The sequence below is a fragment of the Clostridium porci genome (assembly GCF_009696375.1).
In the GTDB taxonomy this organism is placed as follows: Bacteria; Bacillota; Clostridia; order Lachnospirales; family Lachnospiraceae; genus Enterocloster; species Enterocloster porci.
Window position 1 is genome coordinate 58953 of record NZ_VUMD01000008.1, and the last position, 15338, is coordinate 74290.

The window sequence follows — 15338 nt, forward strand, 5'->3', positions numbered from 1 at the left end:
GGCTTTCAGCCTCCTGGTAAAATGTCCGTTTAATCTCCCCGCTATGCCCTATGCCCGTTAAACCGGTTCATAGCCTTGTCAGCTCCCTGTGAAATCATCATCTCCACAGCCTGTGCCGCTTCCTCAAAGGCCCCCTCCATGACAGTCCGATCCTCTTTGGAAAACCGGCTCAGCACATAGTCCGCCAGATCCATCTTCTTCGGCTTATCTCCTACACCCACTTTAATCCTTGGAAACTCCTGGGTTCCCAGATGTTCAATGATATTTTTGATCCCATTATGCCCCCCTGCGCTTCCCTTTGTCCGTATTCTCAGCTGCCCCACATCCAGACTGATATCATCATACACAATAATAATATGTTCCCGATCCACCTTATAGAAATCGGCTGCTGCCCTCACGCTTTCTCCGCTCAGATTCATAAAGGTCTGGGGCTTGAGCAGAATCACCCTCTCACCGCCAATCCTGCCTCTGCCGTAGTATCCCCGGAATTTCTTCTCCTCCACCATGATGCCCAGCCGGTCCGCCAGCACGTCTATAACCTCAAAGCCTACGTTGTGACGTGTCTTTTCATATTCCTTTGTGGGATTTCCCAAACCTGCTACAATATACATTGCCCTTCCATCCTCCTCTATCTCCTGCTTCCCTGCGCCAAAGCCAGCTATCTTCTTTAGTATATCCCTGATGCCGTCCATATTCCTGCCCATCCGCCTTCCATTTCATTCCTGATTTTAGTATCCTTCACTCAGACACGCCTTAAAGCGTTAGATATGCCCTGTGGTCATATCTAACGCTTTTTTATGTCTCATCATTTTATCAGATTCTATATAAAAAGTAAAGAAAATAAACGTAACCAGCCAACTACCAGTCAATTTCCGCAGCCAAAGTCTCATGCGCTCTTTCCTCAGTGAAATATCCGCATTTTACCATACGGGCTACCACCTGAGCCTGGCGCTGGGCCGCCAGCCTGGGGCTGACTGTAGGCGCATAGCAGGAAGGCGCATTGGGCACGCCCGCCAGAAGGGTGCTTTCATAATCTGTCATGTCTTCAGGCTCTTTTCCGAAATATCCCTGGCTTGCATCCCCCACACAGTAATAGCCGTTTCCAAAATAAATTGTATTTACATACAGCTCAAGGATTTCATTTTTACTGTAAGACCGCTCCAGGTCAAAGGCCAGAAACATTTCCGCTACCTTGCGCTCCAGCTCCTTTTCCTGAGTAAAATACAGATTCTTTGCCAGCTGCTGTGTCACTGTACTTCCGCCCTCCACAAAGGCGCCTGCCCTTATGTCGTTAAAGGCAGCCCTTGCAATGGCAATCACATCAATCCCTGGATGGCTGTAAAACCGGTGATCCTCTACCGACAGCACTGCGTCCACATATATTTCAGGCAGCTGGTCAAAGGCGGTGTAATTCTCTTTTGCCTGAATGGCAGAAACCTTGTCCTCAAGGCAAACTTCCTCTATGGCTGCCCGGTACATATAGTAGCCCTTGATAAGCGCTCCGCCGCAAAAGCACAAGGCTGCTGCCAGAGCACAGGCTGCCAGGCACTTGAGCATTCTTCTCACCTTCACCCAATCTCCTTCTTTCTGAATATTGATAACCATGAGCAACACTCTGTGTTGCGAATTGCCCAGCACATAAATTGCGCATACCATGTCCCAACAATGCGGTACATTGCGTATTATTTCTCCAAATTTTACGTTTTGCTCATTTCTAAGCATTTACATAATAATCATAACATATCTCCTTTTAATAGTCTTTGAAAAAGCCTTAACTTACACTGACTATTCTCTGACTATTTATGAAAAAATATCGAAAGGGAGCATTTCTTTTTCTTAAGAATTATGCCCCTATCCAGAGGAAAATGCTGCACAAAAAACACGGTTCCAATTGCTATATAGCCCTTTAGAACCGCGCTTATTTTAGAGAGGGGGATTTTTATTCAATTTGCCAGTGAATTTCTATTTTGCGGCATCTCCTTCTCCTTACTTGTCTTCTCTTTCCTTCCAGGCTTACCTCTGACCAGAAGCCTCCGCGGCTCCATTCTCCAAAAGCTCCCTTTCATATTTGTTAAGAATGACCGTCTGAATCATATCCCTGGCGCCGGAGTTAATGGGATGAGCAATATCCCGGTATTCGCCGTCTGCGGTCTTGCGGCTTGGCATAGCAATAAACAGCCCCTTCTCTCCTTCTATCACCTTTATATCATGGATAACAAACTCGTTATCCATAGTGATGGAAACGATGGCTTTCATCTTCCCCTCTTTTTCTACCCGTCTCACTCTCACATCTGTAATCTGCATGCTTTTACCCCCTCTGCCTTATCCCGGCGCCCTCATGGGAAACCGCCTCTGCGCCACAGCCCTTCACAGCTGCGTTCCCCCATGCCTATGAACGCTCTTACAATGTATACCTTTCGTTCTTTTCTATCACAATTTTGATGTTTTCCGGTGATCCGATATGGGTCGTGTTGGCCCGGATGGTATCTCTGCTCTCAACAATACAGTTCTCAATCACTGTATTATCTCCGATATAGACATCATTCAGTATGATAGAATTTCGAATCACACAGTTATTGCCCACATAGGCTTTCTTAAACAGAATGGAATTTTCCACTACACCGTTTAAGATGCAGCCGCTGGATATCAGGCTGTTCCTCACAACCGCTCCCGGATTATACTTAGCCGGAGGAAGATCATCAAGCTTGGTATATACATCTGGATACTCCTTAAAGAAGTAATCTCTTACCTCTTTATTCAGGAAATCCATATTGGTCTTATAATAGGAATCCACAGAAGCGATATTGCTCCAATAGCCCCTCAGCTTGTATGCATAAATCCTCTTAAGATTCTTATAACGCACTAAAATATCATTCACAAGATCGTAGCGATCCTCTGCCGCGCACCGCTCTAAAAGCTCGATGAGCTGTCTTCTTCGAATAACATAGATTCCACAGGATATGGTTGTAGCGTCGGAGGCCATAGGCTTCTCCTCAAAATCCATGATCCGTCCGTCCTCATTCAGCTTTACGCATCCGAATCTTGTAACATCCGTTCCTTCCTCCATATCCTTGCAGACAACCGTGATGTCCGCTTTCTTTTCGATATGGTATTCCAGCACCTTGCTATAGTCCAGCTTGTACACGCCGTCGCCTGCCGCAATTACAACATAAGGCTCATGGCTGTTCTTTAAGAAGGTAAGGTTCTGATATAAGGCGTCTGCCGTACCCCTATACCAGTCCCCGTTCTCTGGAGTAATGGAGGGAGTAAATACGAACAGTCCCCCCTGCTTTCGTCCAAAATCCCACCATTTGGAGGAGCTTAAGTGAAGGTTCAGTGACCTGGAATTGTACTGCGTAAATACTGCCACATTCTGAATATGGGAATTGGTCATGTTGCTAAGTGCAAAATCAATGCTGCGGTAGCTCCCTGCAACAGGCATAGCAGCTACTGCTCTCTTATTCGAAAGCTCCCGCATCCGTTTGCTGTTCCCTCCTGCTAATACGATACCGATCGCTCTCATTTTACGCCACCTGCCTTTATAATGTAATTTCCGCTGGCCAGATATCCCTCCGGATAGTCGCCTGCCTCTGTCTCGCCTGCAATGGCTGTGTTCCTGCCCACCTTAACGCCGTCAGGTATAGTTGAATTTTCACCAACAGTTACAAGGTCAAACTGGTATACCTTGGGGGAATAGGTACTTGGGGCATACTCTCCTACCCCCAGCTCCACCCCGGCTCCAATGGTGACGTGCTCAGCTACAATGGCTTTGTCCACCACCGTTCCAGCTCCAACGGAGCTTCCCTGCATAATAATGGAATCCCGCACAACCGCTCCTTCTCCGATGGTAACGCCGGCTCCAATTACAGAATTGCGAACCTCACCGTAAACCTCTGTGCCTTCTCCGATGATGCTCCTCTCAATATTGGCATTTGGCGAAATATACTGAGGAGGAATCACGTCGCTCTTGGTATAAATCTTCCAATATTCCTCATAAAGATTGAACTCAGGAATAATGTCGATCAGCTCCATATTAGCCTCCCAGTAAGAGCCCAGAGTTCCTACATCCTTCCAGTATCCATTGTACTCGTAAGCAAACTCCCTGTCTCCTCTTGCATGGCAGTATGGGATAATGTGCTTTCCAAAATCACAGCCCGGCTCGTCCTTCATCTTAATGAGGGCTTCCTTCAACACAGACCAGCTGAATATGTAAATGCCCATAGAGGCCAGATTACTTCTGGGAGCCGCAGGCTTTTCCTCAAACTCTATAATGCGGTTAGACTCATCCGTAATCAGAATACCGAAGCGGCTGGCCTCCTCAATGGGAACGGGCATGGCAGCAATGGTGATATCTGCATTGTTCGCTTTGTGATAATCCAGCATAACCTCGTAATCCATCTTGTAGATATGGTCTCCTGACAAAATAAGCACATATTCAGGATTATATGCCTCCATATATTCCAGGTTTTGATAGATTGCATTGGCAGTGCCTGTGTACCAGTCGCTGCCCTTGCTGCGCTCATAAGGAGGCAAAATAGTTACTCCGCCCACATTTCTGTCCAAATCCCACGGAATCCCTATACCAATGTGGGCATTTAAACGCAGCGGCTGGTACTGTGTCAAAACTCCAACTGTATCTACTCCTGAATTAATGCAGTTACTCAGCGGAAAATCAATGATTCGATATTTTCCCCCAAACGATACCGCTGGCTTGGCTACCTTCTGTGTCAAAACTCCAAGCCGGCTTCCCTGTCCACCAGCTAAAAGCATGGCAATCATTTCTTTTTTAATCAACGTTATCACCTCTTGCTGTTGTAATTTTTAGTAATTTTAATTATAGCACAAACTTCATGAATAGTATATAAATTTTTACTTATATTTCAATATTTTTGTGCATTTTTCCGACATTTCCTTTCCGCTCTCTCCATTTAACAATGGATTCTTCGTGAAATAGCATGTCACTCCTTCCTCACCTCTGCTATCGACTCCCCTCCCCCTGAAAAAATCCGGCATTCAGAACAAACTATCATCTCAAACATTGTATCAGAATCACCCCCTTAATATGACTTCCAAATTATCCCATACTTCGACACGAAGATCCTTTTTTCAGGTTTTGTACAGGGCAGATAAGCCTTGAAACATTGAGGAAAATATCTTATAATCACGTTATATGTATTTACCGTTAATTTCCTGTGGAATGGGAGATACTGTAATATATTTTGAGAAGAGAAAAGGAGAATATCAGCCATGGATTTGATTACCGTGAGAGAGCTTTACAAGCATTCAGAGGAATATTTAGACAAAGAAATCACGGTCGGAGGATGGATCCGCAGCCTGCGTGATTCCAAATCCTTCGGCTTTATCGTAGTAAGCGACGGAACCTGCTTTCAGACTCTTCAGATTGTCTACCATGACAACCTGGACAACTTTACCGAGGTTTCCAGGTTAAATGTCGGCACCGCCATCATCGCAAAGGGAACGTTAGTTGCCACACCCGAAGCAAAACAGCCCTTTGAAATCCAGGCTTTAAGTATAACCGTGGAAGGAGCCTCCGCTCCTGATTACCCGCTTCAGAAAAAGCGTCATTCCTTTGAATATCTGCGCACCATCTCCCATCTGCGTCCCCGGACCAACACCTTTCAGGCCGTGTTCCGTGTCCGCTCCCTGATTGCCTATGCCATTCACCAGTATTTTCAGGAGCAGGATTTCGTCTATGTGCATACGCCGTTAATCACAGGCAGTGACTGTGAGGGAGCTGGAGAGATGTTCCAGGTTACTACGCTGGACTTAAGCAATGTTCCCAGGACAGCTGACGGACAGGTGGACTTCAGCCAGGACTTCTTTAGCAAGCCAACAAACCTGACTGTAAGCGGCCAGCTGAATGTAGAAGGCTACGCCATGGCTTTCCGCAACGTATACACCTTCGGTCCTACCTTCCGGGCCGAAAATTCCAACACGGCCCGTCACGCAGCCGAGTTCTGGATGATCGAGCCAGAGATGGCATTCGCGGATTTGAATGACAATATGCATCTGGCTGAGGGTATGCTCAAATACGTGATCCAGTACGTACTGGATCATGCGCCTGAGGAAATGAACTTTTTCAACCAGTTTGTGGACAAAGGTCTTTTAGACCGTCTTCACAATGTATTAGGCTCCGAATTCGGCCGCATCACCTACACCGAGGCAATAGCGCTCCTAGAGCAGCACAACAATAAATTTGACTACAAGGTATCCTGGGGCTGCGACCTTCAGACTGAGCATGAGCGCTTCCTGACTGAGCAGCTTTTCAAAAAGCCTGTATTTGTAACAGATTATCCCAAGGAGATTAAGGCCTTTTATATGAAGCTGAATCCGGACAACAAAACCGTAGCGGCGGTGGACTGTCTGGTGCCAGGCATCGGTGAGATTATCGGCGGGAGCCAGAGAGAGGACGACTATGACAAGCTGGTTGCCCGAATGAGGGAGATGGGTCTGTCCGAGGAGGACTACAGCTTCTACCTGGATCTAAGAAAGTACGGCTCCACCCGCCATGCAGGCTTCGGACTGGGCTTTGAGCGCTGCGTGATGTACCTCACCGGCATGTCCAACATCAGGGACGTAATCCCCTTCCCAAGAACCGTCAATAACTGCGATCTGTAGGCGCCGCAGCAAATACGAACAGGAGGCAGATATGAAATTCATCCATACCGGAGACATTCACTGGGGTATGTGTCCCGACGCTGGCAAGCCCTGGAGCAAGGAGAGGGCCCAGGCTATTAAAGATACCTTCCGTACCATTACGGAAAGCGCCAGAACTATGAATGTGGATTGTCTTTTTGTCAGCGGCGACCTGTTTCACCGGCAGCCTCTGGCAAAGGACTTAAAAGAGGTGGATTATCTCTTTTCCACGATTCCCGATGTGAAGGTCATCATTATTGCGGGAAACCACGACCGGATTCGGGAAAATTCCGCTCTCTTAAGCTTTACTTGGAGTCCCAATGTAACCTACCTCATGGATGAAACCCTGACCTCTGTCTATTTTGAAGATATTAATACTGAGGTTTACGGCTTTAGCTACCACACATCAGAAATCAAGCATCCGCTTCTGGAGGACATCCAGGTTCCTCTGGGAAACAGGATTCAGATACTTATGGCCCATGGCGGAGACGCCGCCCACCTACCCATCAGCTTTAACAGCCTTGAGCTTTCCCCCTTTTCCTATATCGCCCTGGGCCATATCCACAAGCCTCAGATTCTGTCCGAGGAAAAGATGGCCTACTGCGGCTCTCCGGAGCCCCTGGATGTTACGGAGACAGGCGTCCACGGCTTCTACTACGGTGAAATTCACCCTGTAACCAGAAAAGTCACCATACTTCAATTCATTCCTGCGGCACAGGTTCAGTACATTCCACTGGCGGTCAATGTAACCAAAGAAACTACCAATGGAGAGCTGTTTGATCGGATTGCCAGGGAGATTGAAAACAGAGGTGAGAAGCATATATACCGCTTCCGTATCAAAGGCATGCGAGATCCTGAGATTGAATTTGACTTAGAGCAGCTTGCTTCCCGTTTCCGAATTGCCGAAATTATTGATGCTTCTGAACCACAGTACGATTTTCCCGCATTGTTCGCAGAGCACTCCTCAGATATGATCGGCTTCTTCATCCAGGCCCTTCATAAGGACTCCATGAGCCCGGTAGAGAAGAAAGCCCTGTACTATGGGGTCAATGCGCTGCTTCACACCACGGACGAAAGGAGCTGATTCCATGAAAATCATAAGTTTGCACATCGACGGCTTCGGCAAACTCCGTGACCAGGATATGGAATTTCAGGACGGGTTAAATATCGTATACGGCAAGAACGAAGCAGGAAAGTCGACCATACATACCTTTATCAAGGGCATGCTTTTTGGCATCGACCGCCAGAGGGGACGGGCTGCCCGAAACGATACCTACTCTAAATATGTACCCTGGCAGAACAGCGGCACCTACGAGGGATGGATGCGCCTTGAAAGCGAAGGCCAGATCTACCGCATACAGCGCAGATTCCAGAAAAACAATAAGGAGCTGACAATTATCAACGAAACCCTCGGCAAAGAGGAAACGCCCACCAAGGCTCTGCTGGATCAGCTCCGTTGCGGTTTGTCGGAAACCGTGTATGAAAACACCATCAGCATTGGACAGCTAAAATGCGCTACGGAAGGCGGCATGGTGTCAGAGCTGAGAAACTACATCGCCAATTTAAACACATCAGGAAGCATGGCCTTAAATATTACCAAGGCCACCGAATATTTAAAATCCCAGCGCAAAGAGCTGGAAAAGCAGCTGGTGCCTGAGGCGGCCCGCAGCTATACCGCCCTTTTGGGAGAGATACGAAAAATTGAGCAGGAAATATCCTCTCCCCAGTACGCCAACCAGCTGCCTGAATACCGCGTCAAAAAAAGCCAGGTAAAGCAGCAGCTGGAAAGCCGTCAGAAGGAAAAAGAAGGGCTTCTGGAAAAGGCTGCCAAGGGCCGCCAGATTCTGGAGGGCAGCCAGTTTACAGACCAGGAATCGGTTCAAAGCTATGTAAATGAGACCAAACAGCTCTACAGAGAATATGAAAACGCCGCTCAAACCTGTGCAAGAAAATCCCCGGTTATGTGCGCCGTTCTCATGTTCCTTCTCGCAGCTCTCAGCGGAACAGGCGCTGTACTGCTTTTGTTCGCTCCTCAGCTTATAAACTCGTTGAGCCTGCCTGTTCCAGCGCCCGCCGCTGCCGGTGCTCTGGGTACGGCTGCAGTGATTGCTTTTGTTATCGCCATTGCTGCCCTGAATAAAAGGGTAAGCTATAAGAAAAAGCTGGACACCAGCGCCCGCCTTCTTCAGGAGATATTTGCAAGGCATCTGGGGGACTCCTCCATATCTGACAAGGCAATGAACAATCTGGAAGCCAGGATGACGGAATTTCTCAGGCTTAGCAAGGCCGTAACTCAATCAGAAGACACCCTGGCTAAGATTACAGGAGAAATCCAAACGCTCCAGGCCTCTCAGGAGCTTTTCGGCGAGGAAATGGAGCAGCAGCAGCGGATTCAATGGGAGCTGGAAAAAAAGCTGGAGTATTTGGCAGACTGCAAAAATAGGGCCGACTCTTTAAGAAAGGTTCAAACAGAAAACCAGCGGATTCAGGAGGAGCTGGATGCCATTGATCTTGCCCAGGATACCATGACCGCCCTGTCCACCACCATCCGCGATTCCTTCGGCTTGTATCTGAACAAGGCCGCCTCCGAATTAATCGGAGGCATTACCGGAGGCATCTATACCAGTATGAGCATTGACGAGAACCTTGACGTATTTATGAATACCCCTGGGAAGCTGGTTTCCATCGATCAGGTAAGCAGCGGCACCATGGATCAGATTTATCTTGCAGTCCGCCTGGCCGCCGCAAGACTGGTGCAGGACGGCAGAGATCGTATGCCTCTCATATTTGACGACAGCTTTGTACTCTATGATGAAGACCGTTTAAAAACAGCCTTAAAATGGCTGGCAAAAACATATGATAATCAGATTATCATATTTACCTGCCACCAGAGAGAGGCTCAGCTGCTCACAGCAAATCAGGTGAAATACAATCTGATAGCAATATAGCATTATGACCGCATTGATAGGATACTCCTAAGCAGGACATCCAATTATAAAAATCTGCTTAGGAGTATTTTTATGTCCATCTAAAATACATGAAAGCAAAGCGAAAAAAACACGGCTCTGCTTTTATAGACCGGAACCGTGTTTTTATTATACAGCATTTTCTAAATCCTTTGGATAGCAGTCAAGGCGCTTGATGGAACATTTGGGCACTCCCACTTATTGCTATACTGTGCTCTGTGCCCGCTTATATAGCTCCATAGCCTCCGTCAGATTAGAGGCAGACCCATTTTGGAAAAGCTTCAGCAGCTCAGTCAGACGATCCGGCTTCAAAAATTCATTTCCCAGATAGGGGCCGTAGGTATCTGTAATGTGAAGGTTTTGTTCCTTAATACTGCTTTCCAGCTTTTTAAGCGCCTCAGCAGCCTCCTCACAGGACGTTTCCAATTCATCCAGGCGCTTCCTGTTATTCTCCATAATCTCATCGGAGATAATATTCTTTGTGACATTCTCAAAGGTTATGAGGGCATCCCGCTTCTTTGATACGAGCTCGCTTAGCTCCTGCTCCGCCTGGGCAATCTCATCATCGTATTTTTCAAGATCATAGAAAGCCTCATCTCCATCCCTCTGAATGCTTCTGGTGATCACCTTGATTTTCTTGCGGTTCGATCTTAAGGTATTGCGAATATCCCGTCCCCGCTTTAATGTATCCTGATAACGAAGCCTGGTTCGGTTCCCTACCATCACGTAGGCTCCCCCTATTAACAGCACATCCGCGAAGTATATAGCTGCCAGCATCCACATCTGCCTCTGCTGTATCAGGAGGAAATATATGCCGCAGGGAACTGCCAAAAAACACAGCACCAGCGTCAAAAGAAACAGCCCTATCTCCCTAAGCCCTCTGGGATAATAAAGAGCATAATAAAAGGTACTTCTGCAAAAGGCCGGCGCCTGGTTCTTTTGAAACAAAGTTCTCATCTGCACCTTCAGCTCCCGGTTGTGCTCCCGAAGCTGGCTGGTCTCCTCAGCAATCCGCTCCTTCATCCCCTGGCTCTTGGCCTTTTCTCTCTTGACCCTCACCCTTTTAAGCCGCTCCTGACCCTTGCCTATCTCCTTGTCATAGCTGGAATTAATCTCATCCAGACGCTTTCGGATGGTCTGCTGAATGGAATCCTCCACTTCCTTTCTGGCCGCCGCAAGCTCACTCTCCCGGCGCACCTCCTCGTCTGACAGCTGTCCGGCCGTATTCTGGTCACAATTCAGACGGTACACTGCATCCCTGGCATCTCCCAGAAACTTTGTATAGTCAGTAATAGCCTGTCCCACCTGTATATCCTCCGTTATTTTTCAAATAGTTTGTAAATTTTCACTCTCAATTAAAGTATATCTTACTACAAATAGTCATAAGCTACAAGATATGTTACAAAAAATTCAATTATGACTAAAATATGTCCTTTTAAATCTTGCCATTCAATGATATACTAGACCATATTTATACGCAAAAAGGGAGACGGAGCATGTTCAGAATGTGGGGAAAACTAATAAAAGACAATCATCTGCTGAAGGATACCATCATTGAACGTTGCAGCGATTCCTTATCCAGAACCCAGATGGTATTCGATGCGTTAGAGACTATTTGCTATGAGCTCGACCTTAGTAAGCCTCTGTGGCTGGATGCCAATGTCCGGGAGTTTAAGCGCCATAACAAGACCCGGTTCACACAGGATAATTTTATCGAACAGCTTGACTTTGATTATCTGGAAATTCATGTAATAGAGGAATAGCCTTCCAATACCTCTTAGAAGAGGATGTGGTCAAACAGGTCTTTACACAATACTTAACTAAAAAACACGGTTCCATCTCTATGAATCACCTGGAACCGTGTCTTTCTGTTTCTGAAAGGTTGATTTTTATTTATTCTGCTATTTCGTTTCTATTTTACAGCAGTCCATTCTAATCTCCTTATAGTTTGCTACAGCCTTTTAAGCAGTTCTTCTCTCTGATCCTCATATCCAGGCTTTCCAAGAAGCGCGAACATATTCCTCTTATAGCTCTCCACACCAGGCTGGTTAAATGGATTGATTCCCAGTATGTATCCACTTACCCCGCAGGCAAACTCAAAGAAGTAGAATAGCTCTCCCAGATAAAACTCATTCTGCTCCGGCACCTTAACCATCAGGTTAGGCACATTGCCGTCTGTGTGAGCCAGGATGGTGCCATTCATGGCGCTCTTATTTACAAAATCAACACTCTTCCCTGCCAGATAATTCATACCGTCGGTATCCACGTCCTCTTTATTCAGGAGAATCTCAGCAGGAGACTCCTCCACATTAATCACTGTCTCAAACAGTATACGTGCTCCGTCCTGGATGAACTGTCCCATAGAATGAAGATCGGTGGTCAGATCCACAGCCGCCGGGAAAATTCCCCGCTGATCCTTTCCTTCGCTTTCGCCGTAAAGCTGTTTCCACCACTCGGATACATAGTGAAGGCTTGGCTCATAGTTCGCTACAACCTCCACAGCCTTCCCTTTTCTAAGAAGGATATTGCGCACTGCTGCATAGAGAAGGGCCGGGTTAGACTCATAAGGAGCCTCCAGAGCTTTCTTTCTGCCAAAAGCCGCACCCTCCATCAGCTTATCGATATCTGCTCCGCTAACTGCAATCGGAAGAAGGCCTACAGCGGTCAATACGGAAAAACGCCCTCCTACATCGTCAGGCACAACGAATTCCTCATAACCCTCTTCGTCTGCCAGATTTTTAAGGGCTCCCTTTGCCTTGTCTGTGGTTGCGTAGATGCGCTTGCCTGCCTCTTCCTTTCCATATTTTTCAATGAGCATTTCCTTAAATACACGGAATGCGATAGCAGGTTCTGTCGTGGTGCCTGACTTGGATATGATATTAACTGAAAAATCCTTTCCATCCAGTACCTGCTTTAAATCCCTTATGTATTTACTGCTGATGCTGTTTCCCACAAAATAAATCTCAGGTGTCTTACGAACGCTTTTAGGCAGTACATTATAAAAGCTATGTGACAAAAATTCAATGGCTGCTCTGGCTCCCAGATAGGAACCGCCTATACCTACCACCAGCAGAACGTCTGAATCCCTCTGAATCCTGGCCGCTGCCTTCTTAATCCTTGCGAACTCATCCTTATCATAGTCTACCGGTAAATCAATCCATCCCAGAAAATCGTTTCCGGCGCCAGTCTTATTCAGCAAGGTGGCCTTTGCAGCCTCCACTGTAGCTTTAAAATTCTCCATTTCCTCCGCGGACACAAAGCCTGCTGCCTTGGAATAATCAAATGTTACTTCCTTTCCCATATTCGCGCTCTCCTTTTCTTCAGTTCACAGATTTCCGTCATCTGCGATGCTCTATAATGATGCGGTAAAGCCGCTGATCGATTAAATTATATCATAAATTATGGTTTAATACCATTTTTTTTACAGCACCCGGCAATTTTTAAGAAATAAACTCCTTCAGCAGCTCTCCCAGCACCCGCTTTTGCTCCGGGTTTAAATCCTGCAGCCAGTTCTCCTTGCTGTTCTTGTCTCCGCCATACTCTCTGCTTGCAGCCATCTGCTCAAGGCTGCGCCTGCTATTTGTATTATTTGAACGGCGATCTCTTGCAATGGAGCGTACAGCCGCCGGTTCTCTGCGCTCCTCCTCCGCTGTAACGGCAGGACCATGCTCTGTCGCGCCCTCCCGGTTCATTCTCGGCCACATCACATTTTCCAGGTAATCCTGGAGACAGGTAAGAAGCTGCTGGCGTCTTGCTTCCAAATTCACCCCATAGTCCACCAGCATGGTAAGCATGCCTGACAGGATACCGATGGTGCCGTAGAGCACTATATAATAATTATCACTTCTATACCAATAGGAGAGGAAGGCTGCACCGCCTCCTGCCAGGAAGCAGAGAAGTGTCAGCTGCCCTGACAGGTTGTCCATGCCTCTAACGGACATTCCTCCCATCCGAAGCCCATATAGCTGGCGTTCCAGATATACACGTGTGTTGCTCATTCCCTGATTGATTCGGTATGTATCCTCCGCGTTCTGTTTTAATGTACGCAGACACCTGTTTTTGGTCAATGCCATATTAGCGCTTTCTTTAATTAGTCGTTTGTAGAAGCTTCCCGCCATGAGTCTGGAAAATACTCCAGCCAGGCAGATGGCTGCCAGCGCATAGAGCGCATGGCCCGTTTGCAAAAAGCTCATCATAGTATAATTCCCCTTTCTTCCCGGATTCTATCCCGTATCTATATATGATATTTGCCGCGGACTTTGCCGCTTGCAGGGAAACACCCCTGCAGTCAGGCGTCTCCCAGTAAGGACAATTATAGCAGGGGATTTTTATTTGGGAAGTTGAGAATCCCTAGAATCGTTCGTCAAATTCTCCTAAAAATCGATTATGAGGCGTAAGAATCTGCCTTAAAGGAAAAGGAGCAGGTGCTTGCTTTCCTTGTTTAAGCCTATTAGAAAAATAAACCTCCCGGAATTTCTTCCTGAGAGGTTTATCTGCCATTTAAAAGGTACGGATCATTTCGGTCACAAGTCTCACTGAATGGATGATGGCCTGAGCCTCAAAGGCAGGATAATCCATGACCGCACTGTCATCCGCCTTGTCCGAGATCGCTCTTATAATAAGAAATGGAATATGATTCAGATAGCAGGCCTGGGCGATTGCGGCCCCCTCCATCTCAGTACAGCAGCCTCCAAAGGTTTCCGACAGCCATACTTTTTTATTCTGCTGGGATATGAACTGATCCCCTGTCACTACCCTGCCTGTAAAAACCTGTATATCTGGATTTACTTTCGCACAGCATTCCTTTGCGTGGCGAAGTAAATCCTCATTTGCTTTAAAGGCCAGTGTATCCAGACGAGGCACCTGACCCAGCTCATAGCCGAAATTGGTGGCGTCCATATCGTATTGCAGCGCGTCCTCTGAAAGGACAATATCGCCGATGTCAATCTCAGCCTTTAAAGAACCAGCAATCCCTGTATTAATCACAGCATCTGCCTTATATAAATCTGCCAGGATTTGAGTACACATGGCGGCATTGACCTTGCCAATGCCGGATCGGACAACCACTACGCCTCTTCCCCCCAGCTTCCCCTTATAGAAATCCATAGAAGCCCTGGCTTCAACCTCTATCTCTGTCATCTGGTCTTTTAATTGAACCACTTCCTCGTCCATGGCTCCGATAACTCCTAACATAACGCTCTCCTTCCCACCCTATCGGGCTTGTATATCCACTATTATAACGAAAGAACAGAGATTTTCAAGTGGAAACCCTGTTCCTCTTGACATTCTTTTTATCATAGGGCATAATCTCATATACATTGTTAAATTTAGGAGGCGCATTTACATGAAATATAAAACACAGGGAGTCTGTGCCCGGGAAATATCCTTTGAGGTAAGGGATAATAAGCTTTATAACGTAACCTTTACAGGCGGCTGCTCCGGCAATACCCAGGGCCTTGGAAGGCTGGTTGAGGGAATGGATGTGAAGGAAGCCATTCAGAGACTTGATGGAATCCACTGCGGCCCCAGGTCTACCTCCTGTCCGGATCAGCTTGCTAAGGCATTGAAGCAGTTTAACACGCACTAGCGGCGGAACGGATACAGGGTTAAGAAAAAAGCCGCTTCCTGGCATTGCATTGATATGCTCCCTTTAGGTAAACAGTTAAAATCTGCTTAACGGGACGTACACCATTGCATATCAACCGGGAACTGGCT

Annotated in this window: 14 protein-coding genes; 5 read left to right on the plus strand and 9 right to left on the minus strand. The window is 47.0% G+C overall.

The window, feature by feature from the left end:
* Positions 1–41 precede the first annotated feature (41 nt).
* The 5 genes from pth to FYJ39_RS10450 all read right to left on the minus strand — a co-directional run bounded on the left by pth (position 42) and on the right by FYJ39_RS10450 (position 4794).
* On the minus strand, positions 42–611 hold the full coding sequence (pth, locus tag FYJ39_RS10430; protein WP_235919807.1) for an aminoacyl-tRNA hydrolase: 570 nt from the start codon (positions 609–611) through the stop codon (positions 42–44).
* A 247-nt stretch (positions 612–858) separates the two neighbouring features.
* Positions 859–1572, minus strand: a complete 714-nt coding sequence (locus tag FYJ39_RS10435; protein WP_328597540.1) for a transglycosylase domain-containing protein — start codon at positions 1570–1572, stop codon at positions 859–861.
* Between the two features lie 441 nt (positions 1573–2013).
* Entirely contained in the window at positions 2014–2304 is a 291-nt protein-coding gene (spoVG, locus tag FYJ39_RS10440) for a septation regulator SpoVG (protein ID WP_154472416.1), read from the minus strand.
* A 97-nt stretch (positions 2305–2401) separates the two neighbouring features.
* Positions 2402–3523 (minus strand): glucose-1-phosphate adenylyltransferase subunit GlgD, encoded by a 1122-nt coding sequence (glgD, locus tag FYJ39_RS10445; RefSeq protein WP_154472417.1) that lies wholly within the window; start codon positions 3521–3523, stop codon positions 2402–2404.
* Positions 3520–4794, minus strand: coding sequence for a glucose-1-phosphate adenylyltransferase (locus tag FYJ39_RS10450; RefSeq protein ID WP_154472418.1), 1275 nt, complete (start codon positions 4792–4794; stop codon positions 3520–3522). Before FYJ39_RS10450 ends, glgD begins: the two co-directional genes overlap by 4 nt.
* Before the next feature lie 453 nt (positions 4795–5247).
* Here FYJ39_RS10450 and asnS point away from each other — a divergent pair, with 453 nt between their 5' ends.
* The 3 genes from asnS to FYJ39_RS10465 are packed head-to-tail and all read left to right on the plus strand — an operon-like array spanning position 5248 to position 9605.
* On the plus strand, positions 5248–6639 hold the full coding sequence (gene asnS, locus FYJ39_RS10455) for an asparagine--tRNA ligase (RefSeq protein WP_154472419.1): 1392 nt from the start codon (positions 5248–5250) through the stop codon (positions 6637–6639).
* 31 nt (positions 6640–6670) lie between these two features.
* Positions 6671–7741: a metallophosphoesterase family protein gene (locus tag FYJ39_RS10460; RefSeq protein ID WP_154472420.1), complete on the plus strand. Its 1071-nt coding sequence runs from the start codon at positions 6671–6673 to the stop codon at positions 7739–7741.
* Positions 7742–7745: 4 nt separating this feature from the next.
* Positions 7746–9605 (plus strand): ATP-binding protein, encoded by a 1860-nt coding sequence (locus tag FYJ39_RS10465; protein WP_154472421.1) that lies wholly within the window; start codon positions 7746–7748, stop codon positions 9603–9605.
* A gap of 222 nt (positions 9606–9827) precedes the next feature.
* On the opposite strand, the gene FYJ39_RS10470 is transcribed toward FYJ39_RS10465, so the two are convergent.
* Positions 9828–10928 carry a hypothetical protein gene (locus tag FYJ39_RS10470; RefSeq protein ID WP_328597541.1) on the minus strand — a complete coding sequence of 367 codons (1101 nt, stop codon included), beginning with the start codon at positions 10926–10928 and terminating at the stop codon, positions 9828–9830.
* A 191-nt stretch (positions 10929–11119) separates the two neighbouring features.
* Here FYJ39_RS10470 and FYJ39_RS10475 point away from each other — a divergent pair, with 191 nt between their 5' ends.
* Positions 11120–11386, plus strand: a complete 267-nt coding sequence (locus FYJ39_RS10475) for a hypothetical protein (protein ID WP_154472422.1) — start codon at positions 11120–11122, stop codon at positions 11384–11386.
* 188 nt (positions 11387–11574) lie between these two features.
* On the opposite strand, the gene FYJ39_RS10480 is transcribed toward FYJ39_RS10475, so the two are convergent.
* From FYJ39_RS10480 to FYJ39_RS10490, 3 genes are all read right to left on the minus strand, one after another.
* Entirely contained in the window at positions 11575–12924 is a 1350-nt protein-coding gene (locus FYJ39_RS10480; RefSeq protein ID WP_154472423.1) for a glucose-6-phosphate isomerase, read from the minus strand.
* A 139-nt stretch (positions 12925–13063) separates the two neighbouring features.
* Positions 13064–13819, minus strand: a complete 756-nt coding sequence (locus FYJ39_RS10485) for a hypothetical protein (protein WP_154472424.1) — start codon at positions 13817–13819, stop codon at positions 13064–13066.
* Between the two features lie 304 nt (positions 13820–14123).
* Positions 14124–14816: a 5'-methylthioadenosine/adenosylhomocysteine nucleosidase gene (locus FYJ39_RS10490; RefSeq protein ID WP_154472425.1), complete on the minus strand. Its 693-nt coding sequence runs from the start codon at positions 14814–14816 to the stop codon at positions 14124–14126.
* A gap of 151 nt (positions 14817–14967) precedes the next feature.
* Here FYJ39_RS10490 and FYJ39_RS10495 point away from each other — a divergent pair, with 151 nt between their 5' ends.
* A complete protein-coding gene (locus FYJ39_RS10495; RefSeq protein WP_154472426.1) occupies positions 14968–15210 on the plus strand; it encodes a TIGR03905 family TSCPD domain-containing protein in 243 nt (80 codons plus the stop codon).
* Positions 15211–15338 lie beyond the last annotated feature (128 nt).

Bases quoted from the DNA above. Each gene is read 5' to 3' on its own strand.
- spoVG (WP_154472416.1), bottom strand. From the start codon at position 2,304: ATGCAGATTACAGATGTGAGAGTGAGACGGGTAGAAAAAGAGGGGAAG.
- FYJ39_RS10475 (WP_154472422.1), top strand. From the start codon at position 11,120: ATGTTCAGAATGTGGGGAAAACTAATAAAAGACAATCATCTGCTGAAG.
- asnS (WP_154472419.1), top strand. From the start codon at position 5,248: ATGGATTTGATTACCGTGAGAGAGCTTTACAAGCATTCAGAGGAATAT.
- FYJ39_RS10490 (WP_154472425.1), bottom strand. From the start codon at position 14,816: ATGTTAGGAGTTATCGGAGCCATGGACGAGGAAGTGGTTCAATTAAAA.
- glgD (WP_154472417.1), bottom strand. From the start codon at position 3,523: ATGAGAGCGATCGGTATCGTATTAGCAGGAGGGAACAGCAAACGGATG.
- FYJ39_RS10485 (WP_154472424.1), bottom strand. From the start codon at position 13,819: ATGATGAGCTTTTTGCAAACGGGCCATGCGCTCTATGCGCTGGCAGCC.
- pth (WP_235919807.1), bottom strand. From the start codon at position 611: ATGTATATTGTAGCAGGTTTGGGAAATCCCACAAAGGAATATGAAAAG.
- FYJ39_RS10495 (WP_154472426.1), top strand. From the start codon at position 14,968: ATGAAATATAAAACACAGGGAGTCTGTGCCCGGGAAATATCCTTTGAG.
- FYJ39_RS10465 (WP_154472421.1), top strand. From the start codon at position 7,746: ATGAAAATCATAAGTTTGCACATCGACGGCTTCGGCAAACTCCGTGAC.
- FYJ39_RS10480 (WP_154472423.1), bottom strand. From the start codon at position 12,924: ATGGGAAAGGAAGTAACATTTGATTATTCCAAGGCAGCAGGCTTTGTG.
- FYJ39_RS10460 (WP_154472420.1), top strand. From the start codon at position 6,671: ATGAAATTCATCCATACCGGAGACATTCACTGGGGTATGTGTCCCGAC.